Here is a 20,100-nt window from a genome sequence, read left to right on the forward strand (position 1 = left end):
CCGACGTCGGGCATCCGCAGACCGCCCGTCGGCCTCCCCCGGATCGCCCGAGACCAGAACTCAGAGGAGTCTCGTGGAGACCTGGCCCGGAACCGCCTACCCCTTGGGCGCCACCTTCGATGGAAGCGGCACGAACTTCGCCCTGTTCAGCGAGGCCGCCGAGCGCGTCGAGCTCTGCCTCTTCGAGGAGGACGGAACCGAGACGCGCGTCGAGGTCCTCGAGTCCGACGCGTACGTCTGGCACTGCTACCTCCCCCAGGTGCAGCCCGGCCAGCGCTACGGCTACCGCATCCACGGCAGCTACGACCCGGCGAGCGGGCAGCGCTGCAACCCCAGCAAGCTGCTGCTCGACCCCTACGCGAAGGCCGTCTCGGGCGAGATCGACTGGGACCAGTCGCTCTTCTCGTACACCTTCGGCGACCCGGACTCGACGAACGACGAGGACTCGGCGCCGCACATGATGATGGGCGTCGTCATCAACCCCTTCTTCGACTGGGCCGGCGACCGCCGTCCGCGCACCTCGTACGACAGCACCGTCATCTACGAGGCGCACGTGAAGGGGCTCACGAAGAGCCACCCCGACGTGCCGGAGGAGCTGCGCGGCACCTACGCCGGCGTCGCCCACCCCGCCGTCATCGCGCACCTCAAGCACCTGGGCGTCACCGCGATCGAGCTGATGCCGGTGCACCAGTTCGTCAACGACTCGACGCTGATCGAGAAGGGCCTCTCGAACTACTGGGGCTACAACACGATCGGCTTCTTCGCGCCGCAGAACACCTACGGCGCCACCGGCGACCTGGGCCAGCAGGTCCAGGAGTTCAAGAGCATGGTGAAGGCGCTGCACGCGGCCGGCATCGAGGTCATCCTCGACGTGGTCTACAACCACACCGCGGAGGGCAACCACCTCGGCCCGACGCTGTCGTTCCGCGGCATCGACAACGAGGCGTACTACCGCCTGGTCGACGACGACAAGCGCTACTACATGGACTACACCGGCACCGGCAACACCCTGAACGTGCGCCACCCGCACTCGCTGCAGCTGATCATGGACTCGCTGCGCTACTGGGTGACCGAGATGCGCGTCGACGGCTTCCGCTTCGACCTCGCCTCGGCGCTGGCCCGCGAGTTCTACGACGTCGACCGGCTCTCGACCTTCTTCGAGCTCGTCCAGCAGGACCCGGTGGTCTCGCAGGTCAAGCTGATCGCCGAGCCCTGGGACGTCGGCCCCGGCGGCTACCAGGTCGGCAACTTCCCGCCGCAGTGGACCGAGTGGAACGGCAAGTACCGCGACACCGTCCGCGACTTCTGGCGCGGCGAGCCGTCGACGCTCGGCGAGTTCGCCTCGCGTCTCACCGGCTCGGCCGACCTCTACGCGCGCTCCGGCCGCTACCCGGTCGCCTCGATCAACTTCGTCACCGCGCACGACGGCTTCACCCTGCGCGACCTGGTCTCGTACAACGAGAAGCACAACGACGCCAACGGCGAGGACGGCAACGACGGCGAGTCGCACAACCGCTCCTGGAACCACGGCGCCGAGGGACCCACCGACGACCCGACGGTCCTCGGCCTGCGCGCGCGCCAGCAGCGCAACTTCCTCGCGACGATGCTGATCTCGCAGGGCGTGCCGATGATCCTGCACGGCGACGAGCTCGGCCGCACCCAGAACGGCAACAACAACACCTACGCGCAGGACAGCGAGCTGACCTGGATCGACTGGGAGAAGGCGGACCGGCCGCTGGTCGAGTTCACGGCGGCGCTGATCCGCCTCCGCGCCGAGCACCCGACCTTCCGCCGCGGCCGCTTCTTCGACGGGCGCCCGGTGCTCCGCGGCACCGGCGAGCCGCTGCCGGACATCGTCTGGTTCAAGGCCGACGGCACCGAGATGACGCCGTCGGACTGGGACTCGGGCCTGGACCGCTCGGTCGGCATCTACCTCAACGGCAACGGGATCCGTGAGCGCGACGAGCGCGGCCAGCCGGTCGTCGACGACAGCTTCCTGCTCTACTTCAACGCCGACGACGTCGACGTGGAGTTCACGATCCCGAGCGACGAGTACGCGGTCGAGTGGGCCGTCCTCGTCGACACCGCCGGTGCGGAGGCCGACTCCGTGCCGCGGCCGGCCGGCGCGATCCTCACCGTGCAGGCCAAGTCGCTCGTGATCCTGCAGGAGCACAGCGCCCCCGAGCCCGAGGTCGACCACTCGGTCGCCGCCTCGCTGGCCTCGCTCGCCGCGACCTCGGCGATCCCGATCATCACCACCACGGGCCACACCAGCCCCCACGAGGAGTCGACCGACTCCGCGACCGCCTCTTCGACAGGAGCCTGACGTGCGACTGCCCGCTTCGACCTACCGACTCCAGATCCGCTCCGGCTTCGACCTCGACGAGGCGGCGCAGATCGCCGACTACGTGCGCTCGCTGGGCGCCGACTGGCTCTACTTCTCGCCGCTGCTGACCGCCGAGCCCGGCTCGGACCACGGCTACGACGTCGTCGACCACACGCAGGTCGACCCGGCCCGCGGCGGCGGCGAGGGCCTCGCCCACGCCTCCGCGGCGGCGAGGAAGGAGGGCCTCGGCGTCCTCATCGACATCGTGCCGAACCACATGGGCGTCGCCACTCCGGTAGAGAACGCCTGGTGGTGGGACCTGCTGAAGAACGGCCGGAGCTCCCGCTACGCCGAGGCGTTCGACATCGACTGGGAGGCGGGCGCCGGGAAGCTGCGCGTGCCGATCCTCGGCGACGGCGCGTCGGAGGGCGACAGTGAGAGCGAGCTCGACGCGCTCGAGGTCGTCGGCGACGAGCTGCACTACTACGAGAACCGCCTGCCGATCGCGCCCGGCACGGCCGAGCCCGGCGACTCCGGCCGCACCGTGCACGCCCGCCAGAGCTACGAGCTGGTCAACTGGCGCCGCGCCGACGCCGAGCTCAACTACCGCCGCTTCTTCGCGGTGAACACCCTCGCCGCGATCACGGTCGAGCGGCCCGAGGTCTTCGACGCCTCGCACCGCGAGATCGTGCGCTGGTTCACCGAGGGCCTCGCCGACGGCCTGCGGGTCGACCACCCGGACGGCCTGGCCGACCCGGGCGGATACCTGGACGATCTCGCGCGGGCGATCGACGGCGCGCCGGTCTGGGTCGAGAAGATCCTCGAGGGCGACGAGCAGCTGCCCGCGCACTGGGCGACCGTGGGCACCACCGGCTACGACGCGCTCGCCGACATCGACCGGATCCTCGTCGACCCCGACGCCCGTCCGGTGCTCGAGGGCCTGGACGCCGAGCTGGGCGACGGCGGCGCCCCGGTGGAGTGGGCGGATCTGATCCACGACACCAAGCGCGGCATCGCCGACGGCATCCTGCGCTCGGAGGTCCTGCGCCTGGCCCGCCTGATCCCGCAGGTCGACGGGGCGGACGACGCCCTCGCCGAGCTGCTCGCGACCTTCCCGGTCTACCGCAGCTACCTGCCCTACGGCGCCGAGCACCTCGAGCACGCGCGTCTCGACGCGCGGCACCGCCGCCCCGAGATCGCGGCGACGATCGACGAGGTCGCCGCGCTGCTCGAGGAGACCGGCACCCCGGTGTCGATCCGCTTCCAGCAGACCTCCGGCATGGTGATGGCGAAGGGCGTCGAGGACACCGCGTTCTACCGCTACAGCCGCCTGACCTCGCTGAACGAAGTCGGCGCCGACCCGGACGAGTTCGCGATCGACCTGGAGGAGTTCCACCGCCGCCAGGGCGTCCGCCAGGCCTCCTTCCCGGCCTCGCTCACCACGCTGTCGACGCACGACACCAAGCGCGGCGAGGACACCCGCGCCCGCATCACCGCTCTCGCGGAGGACGCCGAGGCCTGGGCCGCGACGCTGCGCGAGCTGCACGGGCTGGTCGGCTTCGGCGACGGACCGGTCGAGCACCTGCTCTGGGAGGCGATCGTCGGATCGTGGCCCGCGTCGCGCGAGCGCCTGCACGCCTACGCCGAGAAGGCGTCGCGCGAGGCCGGCAGCTCGACGATGTGGACCGCGCCGGACGAGGCGTTCGAGAAGCGGATGCACGCGGCCGTCGACGCCGCCTTCGACGACGCGGCCGTCCGCCGCCTGATCGAGGACACCGTGGCGCGCGTCTCGGCCACCGGCTGGTCGAACAGCCTCTCGGCCAAGCTCGTGCAGCTGACCGCGCCGGGCATCCCGGACGTCTACCAGGGCAGCGAGCTGTGGGAGACGTCGCTCGTCGACCCCGACAACCGCCGCCCGGTCGACTTCGCCGAGCGCCGGGCCCTGCTCGAGCGGATCGACGGCGGCTGGCAGCCGGAGATCGACGCCGAGGGCGCCGCCAAGCTGCTCGTGACCTCGCGGGCGCTGCGCCTGCGCCGCGACCGGCCGGAGCTCTTCACGCGCTACGCCGCCGTCCCCGCCATCGGCCCCGCGGCCGAGCACGCCATCGCCTTCGACCGCGGCGGCGCACTCACGGTGGCCACCCGCCTGCCCGCGCGCCTCGAGGCCGAGGGCGGCTGGGGCGAGACGCTCGTCGTCCTGCCCGGCCACCCGGTCGAGGACGTCCTGACCGGCCGCACCTTCGCCGGCGGGCCGACCGCCCTCGCGGAGATCCTCGGCGGCGGCTACCCCGTCGCCCTGCTCGTTCCGGTCGCCTGACCCCGCGAGCCCCGTCCCCCCTCCCGATCCGCTCGAACGACCCTGGAGAACACCGTGATCAGCACGACGCCCTACCGCTACGCCCTGCCCGTCTCCGGACCCGAGCGCTTCGACGTGTGGGCACCCGAGGCGTCCTCCGTCGAGCTCGCCCTCGGGGCGGGCGGGACGGTCTCGATGGCCCGCCACGGCGACGAGGGCTGGTGGCGGGTCTCCGGGTCGGTCGCCGCGACCGGCGAGGTCGACTACGGCTACCTCGTCGACGGCAAGGGGCCCTTCCCCGACCCGCGCTCGCGACGTCAGCCCGGGGGAGTGCACGAGCTCTCCCGCAGCTACGACCCGAGCGCGTTCGAGTGGGCCGACCAGGCCTGGACGGGCCGCCAGCTGGCCGGCGCCGTGATCTACGAGCTGCACATCGGCACGTTCACCCCGGAGGGCACCCTCGACTCGGCCGCCGGCCGGCTCGAGCACCTGCGCTCCATCGGCGTCGACTTCATCGAGATCCTGCCGGTCAACGCGGTGAACGGCACGCACAACTGGGGCTACGACGGGGTCCTCTGGTACGCCGTCTCGGAGGCGTACGGCGGACCGGAGGCCTACCAGCGCTTCGTCGACGCGGCGCACCGCGCGGGCCTCGGGATCGTGCAGGACGTGGTCTACAACCACCTCGGCCCGAGCGGCAACTACCTGCCCGAGTTCGGCCCGTACCTGAAGAACGAGAAGGCCAACACCTGGGGCAGCTCGATCAACCTCGACGGGGAGGGCTCGGACGTCGTCCGCGGCTACATCCTCGACAACGCGCTGATGTGGCTGCGGGACTACCACGTCGACGCCCTCCGGCTCGACGCGGTGCACGCGCTCTCGGACGAGCGCGCCGTGCACGTACTCGAGGAGATGGCGGCCGAGGTCGCCGTCCTCTCGGCCGACGTCGGGCGCCCGCTGACCCTGATCGCGGAGTCGGACCTCAACGACCCGACGCTGATCACCCCGCGCGAGGCGGGCGGCTACGGGCTCGACGCGCAGTGGAGCGACGACTTCCACCACGCCGTGCACGTCGCACTGACCGGCGAGACGACCGGCTACTACGGGGACTTCGCCCCGCTCGGTGCGCTCGGCAAGGTGCTCACCCGCGGCTTCTTCCACGACGGCACGCTCTCGACGTTCCGCGGCCGCCACCACGGTCGTCCGATCGACACCGAGCGGATGCCGACCTGGCGTCTCGTGGTCTGCAGCCAGAACCACGACCAGATCGGCAACCGGGCGATCGGCGACCGGCTGACCGCGACCCTCGACGAGGGTCGACTCGCGATCGCCGCGGCGCTGACGCTGCTCGGCCCGTTCACCCCGATGCTCTTCATGGGCGAGGAGTGGGCGGCGTCGACCCCGTGGCAGTTCTTCACCTCGCACCCGGAGAAGGACCTCGGCGAGGCGACTGCGAAGGGCCGCATCGAGGAGTTCGCGAAGATGGGCTGGGACCCGGAGGTCGTGCCCGACCCGCAGGACCCGGAGACCTTCGAGCGCTCGAAGCTCGACTGGTCCGAGGCCGAGGAGGGGCGCGGGGCGCGCATCCTCTCCGTCTACCGCGAGCTGGCGGCGCTGCGCCGCCGCTTCCCCGAGCTGACCGACCCGCGCTTCGGCTCGGTGCAGGTCGAGCTCGACGAGGACGAGCGCTGGCTCACCCTCGGCCGCGGTCGCGTGACGATCGCGATCAACGTCGGCGAGGCGTCCGCGCGGGTCCCGCTGCCCGAGGTGGCGGAGACGCTCCTGGGCGTCGGCGAGTACGCGGTGCAGCCGGGCGACACCGAGGTCGACCTCGGCGCCTCCTCGCTGCTGATCACCCTCACCGACGCCGACTGAGGCGACCGGCGCGCGGGCCGGACCGGGGCGACCCGGGCCCGCCTGCGTGCCGGAGCGCTCGCGTGCCCGAGCGCCCGTGCGCCCGTGCGCCGGGCCGTCCTGCGCGGCAGCACGGTGCACGACCGCTCAGCGGGCCGGCACCGAGTGCTCGGCGTCGGCGATGATCCGCACGCCGTCGTCGTGCACGAGCAGCAGGGCGCGCAGCGGCATCGCCCGCCGGTGGCAGGCGGCGGTGAGCTGCCGGGCGAGCACCCGGTCGGTCTCGCCGAGGAAGGCGCGGCCCGGGCGCTCGAGCGCGAAGGCGATCGAGCCGACGTCGTGGTGCGCCACCGCCTTGGCGAGCGTCGCCACGATGCGCTCGGTCCTCTCCTCGTCGGGGTGCACGGGCAGTCCGTCCACCGGGTAGAGGATCGGCAGCTGGTAGCCGGCCCGGTCGAGCAGGATCGGCCAGAGCGCGCGCCGGTAGGCGGGCCCGATCAGCGAGGAGACGCGCTCGCGCAGGTCACGGTCGTCGCGCAGCGGCACGTCGAGCGCCGAGGGGTGGAGGGCGTGGTCGATGTTCGTCATGGTGTCGCTTTCTCGCGGATGATGCGGGCGCGGGAGCGCTCGCGGTGCTGTGGCGGTCGGGGTCCGACGGCGGTCATCGGAAGTTGCGGGCGGTGGTCCGGGCGGTGACCGAGAGTGCTTCGAAGCGATCGGCGAGGAGGTTCGTGACCCCCTCCTCGGAGCGCTCGAGGATCCCGCGGATGAGCAGTGCGGGGGCCTCGCGCGCCACGCGCCGGTAGCGGTTCCATACTCCGACGGAGCAGATGACGTTGAGGATCCCGTGCTCGTCCTCGAGGTTCATGAAGGTCACTCCGGCGGCTGTGGAGGGGCGTTGGCGGTGGATCACGACCCCGCCGACCTCGATCCGGGTGCCCGAGGGCGTGCCGGGGAGGTCGGCCGTGGAGCGCGCTCCCCGCCGGGCGAGGCTCTCGCGCAGGTGGCGCAGCGGGTGGTCGTCCGGTGAGATCCCGGTGGCCCAGAAGTCGAAGACGACCCGCTCCTGCGCCGAGAGCATCGGCAGCAGCGGCGGCTGGACGGCGACGATCGAGTCGGGCAGGAACTCCTGGCGGTCGGCGGCGGCGGACCCCGCCTCCCACAGGGCCTGGCGGCGCTGGAGCCCGAGGGAGTCGAACGACCCCGCGGCGCCGAGCGCCTCGAGCTGGGTCGCGTTCAGGCCGACTCGGCGCGAGAGGTCGGCCATGCTCGCATAATGACCGCCGCGCTCACGCTCGGCGACGATGTGCTCGGCCAGCGCGGCGCCGATGCCCTTGATCCCGGCGAGGCCCAGGCGGATGACGAAGCCGGCGTCGCGGCGGTGGTCGTCGGTGTCGAAGTGCTCCGAGCGGTCGAAGAGGCCGGTGGGCGCCTGCTCGGCGGACAGGCAGGTCTCGTGCCCGTGCGGCGCTCCGCCCCGGCGCCGGGCCGGCGGCCCCTCGAGCGCCTCGAGCCCGGGGTGCGGCAGCGAGCGGTTGACGTCGGGGGACTCGACGCGGACCCCGTGTCTGCGGGCGTCGGCGACCAGCGTGTGCGGCGCGTAGAAGCCCATCGGCTGGGCCCGGAGCAGCGCCGCGGTGAAGGCCGCCGGGTAGTGCAGGCGCAGCCAGGCGCTCGCGTAGACCAGCAGCGCGAAGCTGATCGCGTGGCTCTCGGCGAAGCCGAAGTTGGCGAAGGCCTGGATCCGGCGGTAGATGTCGTCGGCGACCTCATCGGTGATGCCGTTCCGGGCCATGCCCTCGTAGAGCCGCTCGCGGAGCGACTCGATCTTCTCGGTGCCGCGCTTGGAGCCCATCGCGCGGCGCAGCAGGTCCGCGTCCTCCGCGTTGCAGTCGCCGACCGCCACCGCGACCTGCATCAGCTGCTCCTGGAACAGCGGTACGCCGAGCGTGCGCTTCAGCGGGGTCACCAGGAGGGGGTGCTGGTAGGTGACCGGCTCCTCGCCGAGCTTGCGCCGGATGTAGGGGTGCACGGCGCCGCCCTGGATCGGGCCGGGGCGGATCAGCGCCACCTCGATGACGAGGTCGTAGAAGCGCCGCGGCTGCAGCCGCGGGAGGGTGCCCATCTGCGCGCGGCTCTCGACCTGGAAGACGCCGATGGAGTCGGCCCGGCAGAGCTGGTCGTAGACGCCCTTCTCCTCGCGCGGGATCGTCGAGAGGTCCCACTTCTCGCCGATGTGCTCGGCGACGAGGTCGAAGGTGTACTGCAGGGCGGCGAGCATCCCCAGCCCGAGGAGGTCGAACTTGACCAGTCCCATCCAGGCGCAGTCGTCCTTGTCCCACTGCAGGACGGTGCGCTTCTCCATCCGGGCGGGCTCGATCGGGCAGACCTCGCCGACCGGCCGGTCGGTGAGCACCATGCCGCCGGAGTGGATGCCCAGGTGCCGGGGCGTGCCGAGCACCCGCTTGGTCAGCGCGACGACGTCGTCCGGGATGTCGTGCTCGGGGCTCTCGGTGATCGAGCCCCAGTGCTCGATCTGCTTCGACCAGCCGTCCTGCTGCCCGGCGCTGTAGCCCAGCGCCTTCGCCATGTCGCGGACGGCGAACTTGGGACGGTAGGTGATGACGTTCGCCACCTGCGCCGCGTTCAGCCGCCCGTACTTCTCGTAGACGTGCTGGATGACCTCCTCGCGCCGCTCGGAGTCGAAGTCGACGTCGATGTCGGGCTCCTCGTCGCGGATGCTGGAGAGGAAGCGCTCGAAGGGCAGCCCGTAGAAGATCGAGTCGACCGCGGTGATGCCGAGGACGTAGCAGACCGCCGAGTTGGCGGCCGAGCCGCGCCCCTGGCAGAGGATCCCGCGGCTCTTCGCGAAGTGCACGATCTCATGGACGATCAGGAAGTAGCCCGGGAAGTCCTTGGCCTCGATCACCGCGAGCTCCTTCTCGAGGCGCTCGTGCACGTCCGAGTCGGCGCCCGGGTACTTCGCCGGCACGGCGAGCTGCACGAGGTGGCGCAGCCAGCTCATCGGCGTGTGCCCCTCCGGCACGTCCTGGCGGGGGAGGCGCGGACGCACCCGCCCGAGCTCGAAGGCGATCTCGTCGGCGACCAGCACGGTGTTCTCGACCGAGCCGGGGTAGCGCGAGAAGCGCTCGGCCATCTCGGCGCCCGAGCGCAGGTGCGCACCGCCCGCGGCGGGCAGCCAGCCGTCCATCTCGTCGAGGCTACGCCGGGCGCGGACCGCGGCGAGCGCCGTCTGCAGCGGGCGGTCCTCGGGCCGGGCGTAGTGCACGTTGCCGGTGGCGACGAGGCGCAGCTGCAGCCGCTCGGCGATCCCGGCGAGCCGGTCGTTGTGCAGGGAGGCGAGCGGGTCGCCGTGATCGAAGAGCTCGACCAGGACGTTGCGGGCGCCGAAGAGGGCGACGAGCTCGCGCACCTCCTCCTCGGCCGCCGCCTCGCCGCTCGCGACCAGGGCCTGGCGCACCGCGCCCTTGCGGCAGCCCGTCAGCACGATCCAGTGGCCGTCGGCGGCCCGGGCGAGCTCCTCGAGGTCGTAGCTCGGCTTGCCCTTCTCGGCCCCGGCGAGCTGCGCGGTGGTGATCGCGCGGGCGAGCCGGTGGTAGCCCTCCTCACGGCGGGCGAGGACGAGCAGGTGCGTCCCCTCGGGGTCGGCGACACCGTTCTGCGGGGCGCGGAGCCCGAGCGAGAGCTCGGCGCCGAAGGCGGTGCGCACCCCGTGGTCCTGGGCGGCCTCGGCCATCCGGACGATCCCGTAGAGCCCGTCGTGATCGGTGAGGGCCAGGGTGTCGATGCCGAGGCGGACGGCCTCCTCGATCAGCTCCTCGGGCTTGCTGGCGCCGTCGAGGAAGCTGAAGTGCGAGTGCGCGTGCAGCTCGGCGTACGGCACCTTCTCGTCCGGCGGCCGGACGTCGGCGCCGGGGGTGTAGGCGGGGCGCTTGTGCGACCAGGCGGGGCTGTCGCCGCCGTCGCCGCGGACGGTCGTGCCGTCGCTCCTGGTCGTGCTGGAGAGGCGTCGCTCGAACTCCGACCAGGGGATCGGGGGGTTGTTCCAGCCCATGGGGGCTCCTTCGGTCGTCGTGCGCGGGAGGATCGGATCGTGCCCGGGAGGGTGCGGCGGTGGTCGCGGGCGGGCTCGGCGGCCGGTCAGTCGTAGCGGGCCTCGGCCGCCCACTCCCCGTCGAGGCAGAGCAGCAGCCAGGCGACCCCGTCGGAGTCGACGACCTGGAAGCGGTCGTAGCGGACGGCCGTGCGCGCGTCCCACCACCGCTCGTCGATCGGCCAGGGGCCGGCCCAGCCCGTCACCGGCTGCAGGCGGGCCTGCGAGGAGCCGGGGGCGAAGTAGGCGGGCACGGAGGTGAGCGAGCCGCGGTCGTCGACCGAGACCTGCTCGCCGCGCGGCCCGCGCACCAGGACGGCCGCCGGCTCGGCGAAGACCGTGGGCGGCAGGGGCGGCGGCAGCGCACCGGGCCACGGCAGTCCGCGCGGGCGGGCGTCGCCCGGCTCGCGGTCCCCCCAGGGGATCAAGTGCTGGCGGTCGCGCAGCGAGCGGCCGCCGCCCACCGACGCCGTGACGACCGCCTCGTGCCCGAGCATGCTCTGCACGCGGCTCAGACCGTGGTGCACCCGCTCCTCCGGAGCCGTGCCCCACAGGCCCTGCTCGTGGTTGCCGATCGCGTCGACCGCCTCGGGCTCGACCGACAGCCGGGCGATCGGAGAGCCCAGACCGGCGTCGATCGACCCGTTGCCCTGGAGCTGCCAGCGGACGCGGTCGACGACGTCGCCGGGGGTGAACCAGCGCGGGTGCAGCCAGCTGCGGGAGGACACCTCGCCGCGGTCGCTGACGACCTCGATCCGGATCGCGGTCGCCACCAGCTGCGCCCGGGTGAGCCCGGCGACGAACTCCTCCGCCGGGACGCGGAAGGCGAAGGCGGCCTGGTCGATCCGGTCCAGCGGCGGCTCGAACTCGAGCACCCGGTCGAGCCGCTCGGGCGGGAGCCGCGGGACGACCGTCTCGGTCTCGGCACCCGAGGCGAGCACGTGCGCGCGCGCTCCGTCCGGGCCGAAGCGGGCCGAGACGTCGTCGCGGGGCAGCTGGGCGAAGGCGCCGAGCGTCCGCACGCCCAGCCGGCGCAGCAGCGCGATCAGGTCCTCGCCCTTGCCGGTCGTCCGGGTGTGCGCGCCGACGGCCTCGGTCTCGAGCGCGTCCAGCGGGAGCGGGGCCAGGAAGGCGGCGCTCTCGCCGGCCGGCACGATCGACACCGCGGTGCCGGAGTGCTTGGCGGCGAGCTCGGAGGCGAAGAGTCCGTCGGCGATCCCGGCGCGCGCCCGGGGCACGCCCAGCTCGGTGAGCCGGCGCAGCACCGCCTCGGCGGCCGACTGCTCGCTGCCGTAGTAGCGGCGCGGCCCGCGGGCGCGGATCGCGCAGAGCCCGGGACGGATCAGCTGCACGCCCGGGGTGATCTCCTCCAGCGCCTGGACCAGCGGCTCGAAGGCGCGGTGATCGAGCACGGGGTCGTAGGGGAGCACGGCCAGCCCGGTGCAGCGCGACTGCGCCTCGCGGATCCGCATCCCGCGGCGGACGCCCTCGGCCCGCGCCTCGGGGGAGCAGGCGAACACCCGGCTCCTCTCGGTGAGCGCGAGGGGCGTCCCGGCCTCGAGCGCGGCGTCGGCCGCGGCGGCGAGCAGCGGCCAGTCCGGGCACCAGACGAGGATCGTGCGGCGCAGCTCGAGAGCGCCTGCGGAGCGGCTCACCTCACACCGCCCGCTCGTGCAGGAGGCGCTCGCTCCGCGACCGCTCGGCCGGACGTGCGTGCTCGCCGAGCACGCCGAAGGGTCGCCCGGTGCCGGGCATGCTCATCCGCACGGTGCGCACCCGCGTCCCCGCGCGGCCGACGACGTCGACGAGGGCCTCGCGGGTGCGCAGGTAGCCGTGCCCGGCGCCGAGCCCCTCCCATCGGCTGCTGCGGATGCTCAGGCGCGCCTCGGCCTGTGGCCACTCGCCGAGGACGACGAGCGCCGCTCCGCGCTGCCGCAGCCGAGCGCCCAGACGGGAGACGTCGGCCGAGGAGACCGAGGCGGGCGGCCGGGTCAGCACGACGGTGAGGACGTCGACCAGGGCGGCGGTGACGGTGAGCCAGTGCTCGGCGGGGGAGGGCACGAGCACGAGCCGCTCGAGGTCGATCCCGAGGCCGGCCGCCGCCTCGGCGCCGAACTCGGGCACCCCGACGACCCCGCACCAGGAGCCCTCGGAGGACGGCCCGGCCAGCAGCCCCATCGCGAGGCTCATCGAGCCCTCGACCGAGTAGGCGGCGCCCTGCTTGAGCGAGCCGCCGGGCAGCACCGAGGCGAAGGCCGGCAGCGTGGCCAGGCTCTTCGTCTCGAGCGTCGTCGCCTGCATGTCGCGGATCCGCGACTGCAGCTCCTTCACCGACGCGAGCTGCCGCAGCAGCGGTTCCGCGGTGTCGGCGACCCCTGCGGAGGGGTGCGGGGAAGGGGGGCTCATCTGCCCATGTTCGAACATGTGTTCGAGTATGTCAATCGCCACCGACATCCGCCGCGCCGGGTGCCGGACCGGGGGAGAGGGCCCCGGATCACCTCCCTGTGGAGGAGCCCGGAGCCCCGGCCCTACCCCTCCGCGGAGCCCGGCACGCGCAGCCCGTGACCGAAGCGGAACAGCGGGTCCTCGGTGTCGAACGGCACGTCCGGCCGCCGTGCCGCCGCCGCGGCCATCGACCGCGGAAGGTCCATCGGCAGTGTTCCACGGGCCTCCGACACTCCGAACACCACGTCGAGCACCGCCGCCCCCGACGCGCCGAAGTCGCCCAGCAGCGCCGCCGTCGAATCGACCAGCGGAGTGAGGACCGCCGGGCGGTCCAGGAAGACGTCGACGACCGTCGGCACCTGCGCCGCCACCGCCCGCACGTGCTCGACGACCTCCGCCGGGAAGTCGAGCGAGCCGGCGTGGAACACGTTCTCGAACGCCGTCGCGCGCTGCTCGAAGGGCGCCTGCAGCCGGATCACCGCGAGCTCCGCCTCCGCCGGCGTGCCGACGACGACGCCGTGCTCCGCGGCCACCGCCGGATCGATCCCCTCGACGTAGAGCCGGATCCCGCGCCGCGCGGGCAGGACGCCGTCGTGGGCGAGCACCGTGATCGCCGCGCGCTGGGCCGCCTCGCCCGCCGCGCGGAACTCCGCCGAGCCGACCACGGCCTCCGCCGCCATCGGATCGACGGCGCGCTCGTTGAACAGGCCGAGCACGAACTTCTCCCGCAGCAGCCGCCGCGCGGACACGTCGAGCCGCTCCTCGGCGATCGTCCCGTCCTCGACGAGGGCGACCAGCGTCTCCGGGATCGACTCGCCGCCGAACTGGTCGACGCCCGCCTCTAGCGCCTTCGCCATCCGCTCGGGCACCGTCAGGTGCTCCACACCCCAGGCGCGCGCCACGTGGTGGTCGCCCATGATGTCCGAGTCCGAGAGCAGCCCCCAGTCGGTGCAGACGATCCCGTCGAAGCCGAACCGCTCGCGCAGCAGCCCCGTGATCACCGAGCGGTTGAAGCCGAAGCCGACCTCCTCGTGCTCGGTCCCGACCGGCATCCCGTAGTACGGCATGATCTGGCTCGTGCCCGCCTCGAACGCCTGCACGAAGGGCCGCAGGTGGTACTCGGCGTTGTCGCCCGGGTAGACCTGCTCGCGGCCGTAGGGGAAGTGCGGGTCCTCACCGTCCTTCTGCGGACCGCCGCCGGGGAAGTGCTTGGTCATCGTCGCGACGGAGCGGGCGCCGAGCTCCGCGCCCTGGAATCCGCGGATGTAGGCGGCCCCGAGCCGGCCGGTGAGCTCGGCGTCCTCGCCGAAGGTGCCCACCTGGCGCGCCCAGCGCGACTCGGTCGCCAGATCGATCTGCGGGTGCAGGGCGACGCGCAGGCCCACGGCCAGGTACTCCTGGCGCGCGATGTCGCCGAAGCGCTCGACCAGGTCCTCGTCGCCGATCGCCGCGAGGCCGAGCGGCTCCGGCCACTGCGAGAACGCCTCCGCCTGCGCCCCCGTGCCGGGGTTGTCGGTGAAGGAGTGGCGCGGATCGGTGGACAGCGTCACGGGGATCCCGAGGCGGCTCGAGGACGCCAGCTCCTGGACCCGGTTGTGCCACTCGGCGAGCTCGCGCGCGGTCGCCGTCCCGCCACCGAGCAGATTGAAGTGCGTCATCCGCTTCTCGAGGACCATCGTCGCGGTGGAGGGCAGCCCGAACGCGCCGTCCTCGGCCAGAGCGCCGCCCTCGCCCATCACGACCATCGTCTGGAAGAAGAGGCCCGCCTTCTCCTCGAGCGTCATCTGACCGAGGAGGATCTCGACCCGCTCGCCCACCGGGCGCAGGGGATCGAGGTAGCGGCGGTCGACCTGCTGGTCGAGCGGCTCGCCGACGGGTGATGACGTCGGTGTCATGGGGGCGTCCTTCGAACGGGGGAGCCCTCGTCGGCTCCGCGAGAAGGATACGCCGAAAACCGACCAGCACTAGGGAAATAGGGCGAGCCCGTCGCGAGAGCGCCCCTACCATGGGAGCCATGTCCGACGCCCTGCCCGAAGCCGCCGCCGAGAACCCCTCCTCCCTCCCGGCGCGGCGGCGGACCCTCGTCGTCAAGATGGGCTCGAGCTCGGTGACCAAGCAGTCCGGACCGGACCCCGTGCTCCTCGCCAGCGCCCTCGAGAGCGCGTTCGGCGCCCGGGCGCTCGGCTGGGACGTCGTCCTCGTCTCCTCCGGTGCCGTCTCCTCCGGCCGGGCGCTCTTCGCCCGCGTGCAGGACGCCCCGATCAGCCCGCGCCTCGCGGCCGCCGTCGGCCAGACCGTGCTGATGGGCTTCTACCGCTCGGTGGCCGAGCTCTCGGGCTCGCTCGTCGCTCAGATCCTGATCGGCGAGTCCGACCTCGCGTCGCCGCGGCAGATGGCGCACGTCGCGGAGGCGATCCGGCACGCCCTCGACGCGGGCGTCGTGCCGATCGTCAACGGCAACGACACCATCGACTCCGCCGGCTCCGACAACGACGGCGTCGCCGGCGGGCTCGCGATGCTCCTCGGGGCGGACCTGCTCCTGCTGCTCACCGACGTCCCCGGCGTCTTCGCCGGCAGCATCGCGGAGGGCGTGCACCTCGACGAGCTCGGGATCACCGAGCTGCGCGGCATCGGCGTGCAGAAGGGCGGGACGGGCCGCGGCGGCATCCGCTCGAAGCTCAAGGCCGCCGAGCTCGCCGCGCACAACGGCGTCTCGACCCGCATCGCCGGCGCCCGCACTCCCGACGTCATCCTCGGCGCCATCGACGGCCCCGGGCCCGGCACCCTCGTCCGCGCCGTGCACGCGCACCCCGCGGTGGAGCAGCGCTGGATCTCGGGCGTCGCGACCTCCCGCGGCCGCATCGAGATCAACCTCGAGGCCGAGCGGAGCATCGCCTCCGGCTCGAGCCTGTTCGCCTCCGGCATCAAGCGCGTCTCCGGCGACTTCGTCGGCGGCGACGTGATCGAGGTCCGCGCCCTCAGCGGCGAGCTGCTGGCGCGCGGAGTGTCGCGGGTGTCCTCGCGTCTGCTCACCCTGGTCCGGGCCCTGCGGGTCGACGAGATCGCGCGGGTGTTCGTCGCCGTCCTCGCGCACGCCGCCGACGCCGATCCCACGGCGATCGCCGCCGAGGGGGAGCGCCCGCAGCTGACACGCGCCCTGGAGTACGCGCGCGCCCTCTCCTTCGAGCACGGCAGGGCGGCGGCGATGGAGATCGTCTCGCTCTTCCCCGCCGAGAGCATCGGCGCGCTGGTCGGCCAGGGCGCGGCGGTCGAGGAGCTCGTCGAGCGCTACACCCGGCTCGTCCGCACCCTGGCGATCGTCGGGAACGAGCAGCTGGTCGTCTTCCGCGACTGACGCCGCCGTCGTCGGTTCGCGCGCATCGATGGACGAATCGCGCCACAGAATGCGAATCCCGCCACGCGGCGACACGATTCGTGCCACGACTGCGCGCATCGTGTCACCGATCGTGCCCGCGGCCGTCTCTCGTGCTCTCCTGTCTGCACAGGAACGGCGCCCCCTCCGCGCCCCGACGGATCGGACCAGCATGACTGCAGCAGCAATCGCCACCGCGACCCTCACGAGCCCCGCAACCCGCCACCCGTTCGACGGACCCATCTCGCGCGAGCACTACCAGTCGGACCGGCTCGCCCGCCGCCTCGAGCTGATCGAGGCGACGATCGCCGAGTGCGAGCGCGACCTCCGCGGCTTCCTCGACCCGCGCACCGGCGCCGTCGTCCCGCCCGCCCGCGGCTCGCTCCGCGACCAGCTCCTCAGCAACCTCGCGATCGAGCACGCGCTCGCCGACCGCCTCCGCGGCGCCCTGGGCCTGCACCTCTGACGCAGCCCGATGCGGCACGATGAGGCCATGGTCACCATCACCGTCGCCGGGATCGCCCAGCACTTCCACCCCGCCGAGCGGGGCACCGTCCGCCTCGAGATCCGCCGCGAATCGCGCTCGCGCTCCCAGGCGCTCGCCGAGGTCACCGCCCTGCACGCCCGGGTGCGCGAGGAGGCCCGCGCCGAGCAGGCCTCGGGTGCGGCGACCTGGTGGTCGGCCGACCAGGTGTCCGTCTCGACCGTGCACCGCTACCTCAAGGACTCCGACGTCTCCGAGCCGTTCCACGTCGCTGCGGCGAGCGTGCGGGTGAAGTACCGCGACTTCGACGCCCTCGGCCGCTGGGTCGCCTCCGTCTCAGAGGTCCCCGGCATCGTCGTCGCCGGAGTCGACTGGGACGTCACCGCCGCCCGCCGCGCGAGCGCCGAGCGCGAGGTGCGGGTCGCCGCGGTCCGGGATGCGCGGGAGCGCGCCGCCGCCTACGCCTCCGCTCTCGGGCTGGACGAGCCGCGCGTGCTCACCCTGTTCGAGCCGGGGCTCCGCCCGCACACCCGGATCGAGGGCGGCTCGGCCGTGATGAGCCGCGCCATGGCCTTCAAGGGCCAGGAGGAGCTCGCGCTGAAGCCGGAGGACATCGAGGTGTCGGCCTCCGTCTCCGCCGACTTCGAGGCGAGCTGAGCCGGACGCTCGTGACCCCGGCCGCTCGACGCCGGGAATAGCGCGGGCGCGTCCGACGCTGGAGCAGGCATGGTCTCGCGCATCGGCTTCCTCTCCTTCGGCCACTACCAGTCCGTCGAGGGGTCGCTGACGCACACCGCCCGCGACGTCCTGCTGCAGACCATCGAGCTCGCGGAGGCCGCCGAGGAGATCGGGATCGACGGCGCCTACGTCCGCGTCCACCACTTCGCGCCGCAGCTGGCCTCGCCGTTCCCGCTGCTCGCCGCGATCGCCGCGCGCACGCGCCGCATCGAGATCGGCACCGGCGTCATCGACATGCGCTACGAGAACCCCCTCTACATGGCGGAGGAGGCGGCGGCGACCGATCTCATCTCCGGCGGCCGACTCGAGCTCGGTGTGAGCCGGGGATCGCCCGAGACGGCGCTCCGCGGCTCGGAGGCGTTCGGCTACGTCCCCGCGGAGGGGACGACCGACGCGGACCTCGCGCGCCGCAAGGTGCAGCTCTTCCGCGAGGCGCTCTCCGGCGCCGCCGTGGCCGAGACCGATCCGGCGCGCACCGGGATGTCGAGCCCGCTCGCGATCGAGCCCCGCTCGCCCGGGCTCGAGGACCGCATCTGGTGGGGTGCCGGCAGCTTCGCGACGGCGCGCTGGGCGGCGGAGCAGGGCATGAACCTGCAGTCCTCCACACTCCTGCTCGAGGAGGAGGGCATCCCCTTCGACGAGCTGCAGGCGCGCCAGATCCGCGAGTACCGCGCGGCCTGGGAGGAGGCCGGCTGGGAGCGCTCGCCGCGCGTCTCCGTCTCGCGCAGCGTCCTCCCGATCACGACCGACCTCGACCGCCTCTACTTCGGCGGCCGCGGCGAGCGCGACCAGGTCGCCTCGCTCGAGGGCGTCCGCGCCCGCTTCGGCCGCAGCTACACCGGCGAGCCCGACCGCCTCGCCGAGGAGCTCGCCGCCGACGTCGCCGTCCAGGAGGCGGACACGCTCCTGCTCACCGTCCCCAACCAGTTGGGCGTCGAGTACAACGCCCGCCTGCTGCAGACCGTCGCCGAGTCGATCGCCCCGGCCCTCGGCTGGTCCCCCGCGGGAGTTGTCGCCGCCTGAGGCGGCATGCCGGTCGAGCAGCCCCACGCCGTGCTGGTCGAGTAGCCCCGCAGGGTCGCACCGATGGGAGGGGATCTCGATACGCCCGCTCTGCGGGCTGCTCGATCGGCAGGGAAGCGGGGACGCTCGCTCCGCCGCGCGCGAGCTTCGATGACGGTCAGCGAGAGGACGCTCGAGGGATCGGCCGTCCCGGTGTCTCGCCGGTGCCCTTCCCGCGGTTCAGGGAGGGCAGCGTCAGCAGATCCGGCGCCGGGGTCTCGGCGCGAAGGATGTCCTCGAGCAGGAGGAGTGCTCGATCGGTCAGCTCGTCCGCCGGGTAGAAGGCCCGGTGCAGCTCCTCCGCCTCCTCGATCGAGTCGATCGCATGAGGGCGAGGAGCCGAGCGATGTCGTCGTCATCGCGTCCAGGGCGGCTCGCTCGGAGCTTCATCGCGAGGAGCGCGCGAGTGGAGGCGATCTCGACGACGACGTCGTCGGCTGAGTGGATCACGGTCCATTCGACCGTCTCGCCGTAGTCGGGGAAGAAGATCGACGCGTCCGGGTTCAGCCAGCGGGTGGGCCAACCGCGCCTCGCGCCGACCGTCTCGGAGGCTGCCAGCACGTCCTCGGCAGGAGTCAGGCGCGCATCGACGTCGTCGGTGAGCCGACGGTCACCGAACCAGAACGCGATCGCCGCACCGCCGACGATCCGGATCCCGGCGGGCTGCCGCGATCGGGCCAGGATCGCGACGACCTCCGAGAGTCCGTCGATGATGTCCTCGCGGCTCAACTGGTCCATCAGGCGCTCACCAGCGTCTCGGCCTCGATGAGGACGTTGCGCCGGGCGAACTCCTGTGACACACGCGCCAGGTCCACCCGCGTCCGGACTCCGCCCGTCGGCGGCTGCCACGGTGCTGCGAGGAAACGCGACGGGTCGTCGATCCACTCGGCGTGGGGGAGGCCTTCCTCGTCGAGTCGGTGCGCGCCGATGGCGGCGAGCGCCGCTCCCCAGCCCGGGTCGGCGAAGGGCGGGGGCTCGGCGAGGGTCAGACCGACCCGGAGCGCGCCGTGCACGTCGGCGAGATTGTCGGCGAGCTGGATGAGCTGGCGGTAGGCGGTCCTGATGTCATCGGCGTCCAGAGCCTCGGAGATGATCGCCCCGATCGTCGCTGCGTCCTTCCGGACGGTCGGCACGAGCACGATCGAGTGCTGCGTGCGAGAGAGCAGCCGCTCGAGCAGATCGACCGACGGCTGCCGCCTGTCGTTCTCGATCCGAGAGAGCGTGGCCTCGGCGACGTCGGAGGATGCGGAGAGCTCGCGCTGGGACAGCCGCGCTCCCCAGCGGGCGGAGCGCAGCAGCCGGGCTGCGGTCATCAGGACCTCCTCGGTTGACGGATCAGTCAACCTTAGCTTGTCTGCTGCAGTCGCCTTCTTGCGGATGTGCTGGTCGAGCAGTCCCGAAGAGGCGG

General features: G+C 73.0%; 14 protein-coding genes. 7 read left to right on the top strand and 7 right to left on the bottom strand.

Features of this window, described 5'->3' with window-relative positions; translation table 11 throughout:
* Positions 1–73 precede the first annotated feature (73 nt).
* The 3 genes from glgX to treZ are packed head-to-tail and all read left to right on the top strand — an operon-like array spanning position 74 to position 6,497.
* Positions 74–2,326 carry a glycogen debranching protein GlgX gene (gene glgX, locus HQQ82_RS18730; protein WP_173235721.1) on the top strand — a complete coding sequence of 751 codons (2,253 nt, stop codon included), beginning with the start codon at positions 74–76 and terminating at the stop codon, positions 2,324–2,326.
* A 1-nt stretch (position 2,327) separates the two neighbouring features.
* Positions 2,328–4,643 carry a malto-oligosyltrehalose synthase gene (treY, locus tag HQQ82_RS18735; RefSeq protein ID WP_173235723.1) on the top strand — a complete coding sequence of 772 codons (2,316 nt, stop codon included), beginning with the start codon at positions 2,328–2,330 and terminating at the stop codon, positions 4,641–4,643.
* Positions 4,644–4,697: 54 nt separating this feature from the next.
* The gene (gene treZ / locus HQQ82_RS18740) at positions 4,698–6,497 is read left to right on the top strand and encodes a malto-oligosyltrehalose trehalohydrolase (protein WP_367948020.1); all 1,800 of its coding nucleotides are present in this window, start codon (positions 4,698–4,700) and stop codon (positions 6,495–6,497) included.
* A 126-nt stretch (positions 6,498–6,623) separates the two neighbouring features.
* Here the strand turns inward: treZ and HQQ82_RS18745 are convergent, their stop codons facing one another.
* The 5 genes from HQQ82_RS18745 to HQQ82_RS18765 form a co-directional block, all read right to left on the bottom strand.
* A complete protein-coding gene (locus tag HQQ82_RS18745; protein ID WP_173235725.1) occupies positions 6,624–7,064 on the bottom strand; it encodes a hypothetical protein in 441 nt (146 codons plus the stop codon).
* Between the two features lie 73 nt (positions 7,065–7,137).
* The gene (locus HQQ82_RS18750; RefSeq protein ID WP_173235727.1) at positions 7,138–10,551 is read right to left on the bottom strand and encodes an error-prone DNA polymerase; all 3,414 of its coding nucleotides are present in this window, start codon (positions 10,549–10,551) and stop codon (positions 7,138–7,140) included.
* An 86-nt stretch (positions 10,552–10,637) separates the two neighbouring features.
* Positions 10,638–12,245 (bottom strand): DNA polymerase Y family protein, encoded by a 1,608-nt coding sequence (locus tag HQQ82_RS18755; RefSeq protein WP_173235729.1) that lies wholly within the window; start codon positions 12,243–12,245, stop codon positions 10,638–10,640.
* Between the two features lies 1 nt (position 12,246).
* Positions 12,247–12,996 (bottom strand): hypothetical protein, encoded by a 750-nt coding sequence (locus HQQ82_RS18760; RefSeq protein ID WP_173235731.1) that lies wholly within the window; start codon positions 12,994–12,996, stop codon positions 12,247–12,249.
* A gap of 122 nt (positions 12,997–13,118) precedes the next feature.
* Entirely contained in the window at positions 13,119–14,930 is a 1,812-nt protein-coding gene (locus HQQ82_RS18765) for a glycoside hydrolase family 3 protein (RefSeq protein ID WP_173235733.1), read from the bottom strand.
* A 119-nt stretch (positions 14,931–15,049) separates the two neighbouring features.
* On the opposite strand from HQQ82_RS18765, the gene proB reads away from it, so the two are divergent.
* The 4 genes from proB to HQQ82_RS18785 all read left to right on the top strand — a co-directional run bounded on the left by proB (position 15,050) and on the right by HQQ82_RS18785 (position 18,653).
* Positions 15,050–16,390 (top strand): glutamate 5-kinase, encoded by a 1,341-nt coding sequence (gene proB, locus HQQ82_RS18770; protein ID WP_173235735.1) that lies wholly within the window; start codon positions 15,050–15,052, stop codon positions 16,388–16,390.
* Positions 16,391–16,580: 190 nt separating this feature from the next.
* Positions 16,581–16,874 carry a hypothetical protein gene (locus HQQ82_RS18775; RefSeq protein WP_173235737.1) on the top strand — a complete coding sequence of 98 codons (294 nt, stop codon included), beginning with the start codon at positions 16,581–16,583 and terminating at the stop codon, positions 16,872–16,874.
* 27 nt (positions 16,875–16,901) lie between these two features.
* Positions 16,902–17,549, top strand: a complete 648-nt coding sequence (locus HQQ82_RS18780) for an SIMPL domain-containing protein (protein WP_173235739.1) — start codon at positions 16,902–16,904, stop codon at positions 17,547–17,549.
* 69 nt (positions 17,550–17,618) lie between these two features.
* Positions 17,619–18,653 (top strand): LLM class flavin-dependent oxidoreductase, encoded by a 1,035-nt coding sequence (locus HQQ82_RS18785; protein WP_173235741.1) that lies wholly within the window; start codon positions 17,619–17,621, stop codon positions 18,651–18,653.
* Between the two features lie 300 nt (positions 18,654–18,953).
* Here the strand turns inward: HQQ82_RS18785 and HQQ82_RS18790 are convergent, their stop codons facing one another.
* Both HQQ82_RS18790 and HQQ82_RS18795 read right to left on the bottom strand, forming a co-directional pair.
* On the bottom strand, positions 18,954–19,430 hold the full coding sequence (locus HQQ82_RS18790) for a hypothetical protein (protein WP_173235744.1): 477 nt from the start codon (positions 19,428–19,430) through the stop codon (positions 18,954–18,956).
* On the bottom strand, positions 19,430–20,005 hold the full coding sequence (locus HQQ82_RS18795; protein ID WP_173235746.1) for a helix-turn-helix domain-containing protein: 576 nt from the start codon (positions 20,003–20,005) through the stop codon (positions 19,430–19,432). The genes HQQ82_RS18790 and HQQ82_RS18795 overlap by 1 nt, the downstream gene beginning before the upstream one ends.
* Positions 20,006–20,100 lie beyond the last annotated feature (95 nt).

The sequence above is a fragment of the Rathayibacter sp. VKM Ac-2856 genome (genome assembly GCF_013205055.1).
In the GTDB taxonomy this organism is placed as follows: domain Bacteria; phylum Actinomycetota; class Actinomycetes; order Actinomycetales; family Microbacteriaceae; genus Rathayibacter.

What these genes read in the sequence shown, in the direction of transcription:
- HQQ82_RS18745 (WP_173235725.1), bottom strand. Translation starts at nt 7,064, where the DNA reads ATGACGAACATCGACCACGCCCTCCACCCCTCGGCGCTCGACGTGCCG.
- HQQ82_RS18750 (WP_173235727.1), bottom strand. Translation starts at nt 10,551, where the DNA reads ATGGGCTGGAACAACCCCCCGATCCCCTGGTCGGAGTTCGAGCGACGC.
- HQQ82_RS18760 (WP_173235731.1), bottom strand. Translation starts at nt 12,996, where the DNA reads ATGAGCCCCCCTTCCCCGCACCCCTCCGCAGGGGTCGCCGACACCGCG.
- HQQ82_RS18765 (WP_173235733.1), bottom strand. Translation starts at nt 14,930, where the DNA reads ATGACACCGACGTCATCACCCGTCGGCGAGCCGCTCGACCAGCAGGTC.
- proB (WP_173235735.1), top strand. Translation starts at nt 15,050, where the DNA reads ATGTCCGACGCCCTGCCCGAAGCCGCCGCCGAGAACCCCTCCTCCCTC.
- HQQ82_RS18775 (WP_173235737.1), top strand. Translation starts at nt 16,581, where the DNA reads ATGACTGCAGCAGCAATCGCCACCGCGACCCTCACGAGCCCCGCAACC.
- HQQ82_RS18780 (WP_173235739.1), top strand. Translation starts at nt 16,902, where the DNA reads ATGGTCACCATCACCGTCGCCGGGATCGCCCAGCACTTCCACCCCGCC.
- HQQ82_RS18785 (WP_173235741.1), top strand. Translation starts at nt 17,619, where the DNA reads ATGGTCTCGCGCATCGGCTTCCTCTCCTTCGGCCACTACCAGTCCGTC.
- HQQ82_RS18790 (WP_173235744.1), bottom strand. Translation starts at nt 19,430, where the DNA reads ATGGACCAGTTGAGCCGCGAGGACATCATCGACGGACTCTCGGAGGTC.
- HQQ82_RS18795 (WP_173235746.1), bottom strand. Translation starts at nt 20,005, where the DNA reads ATGACCGCAGCCCGGCTGCTGCGCTCCGCCCGCTGGGGAGCGCGGCTG.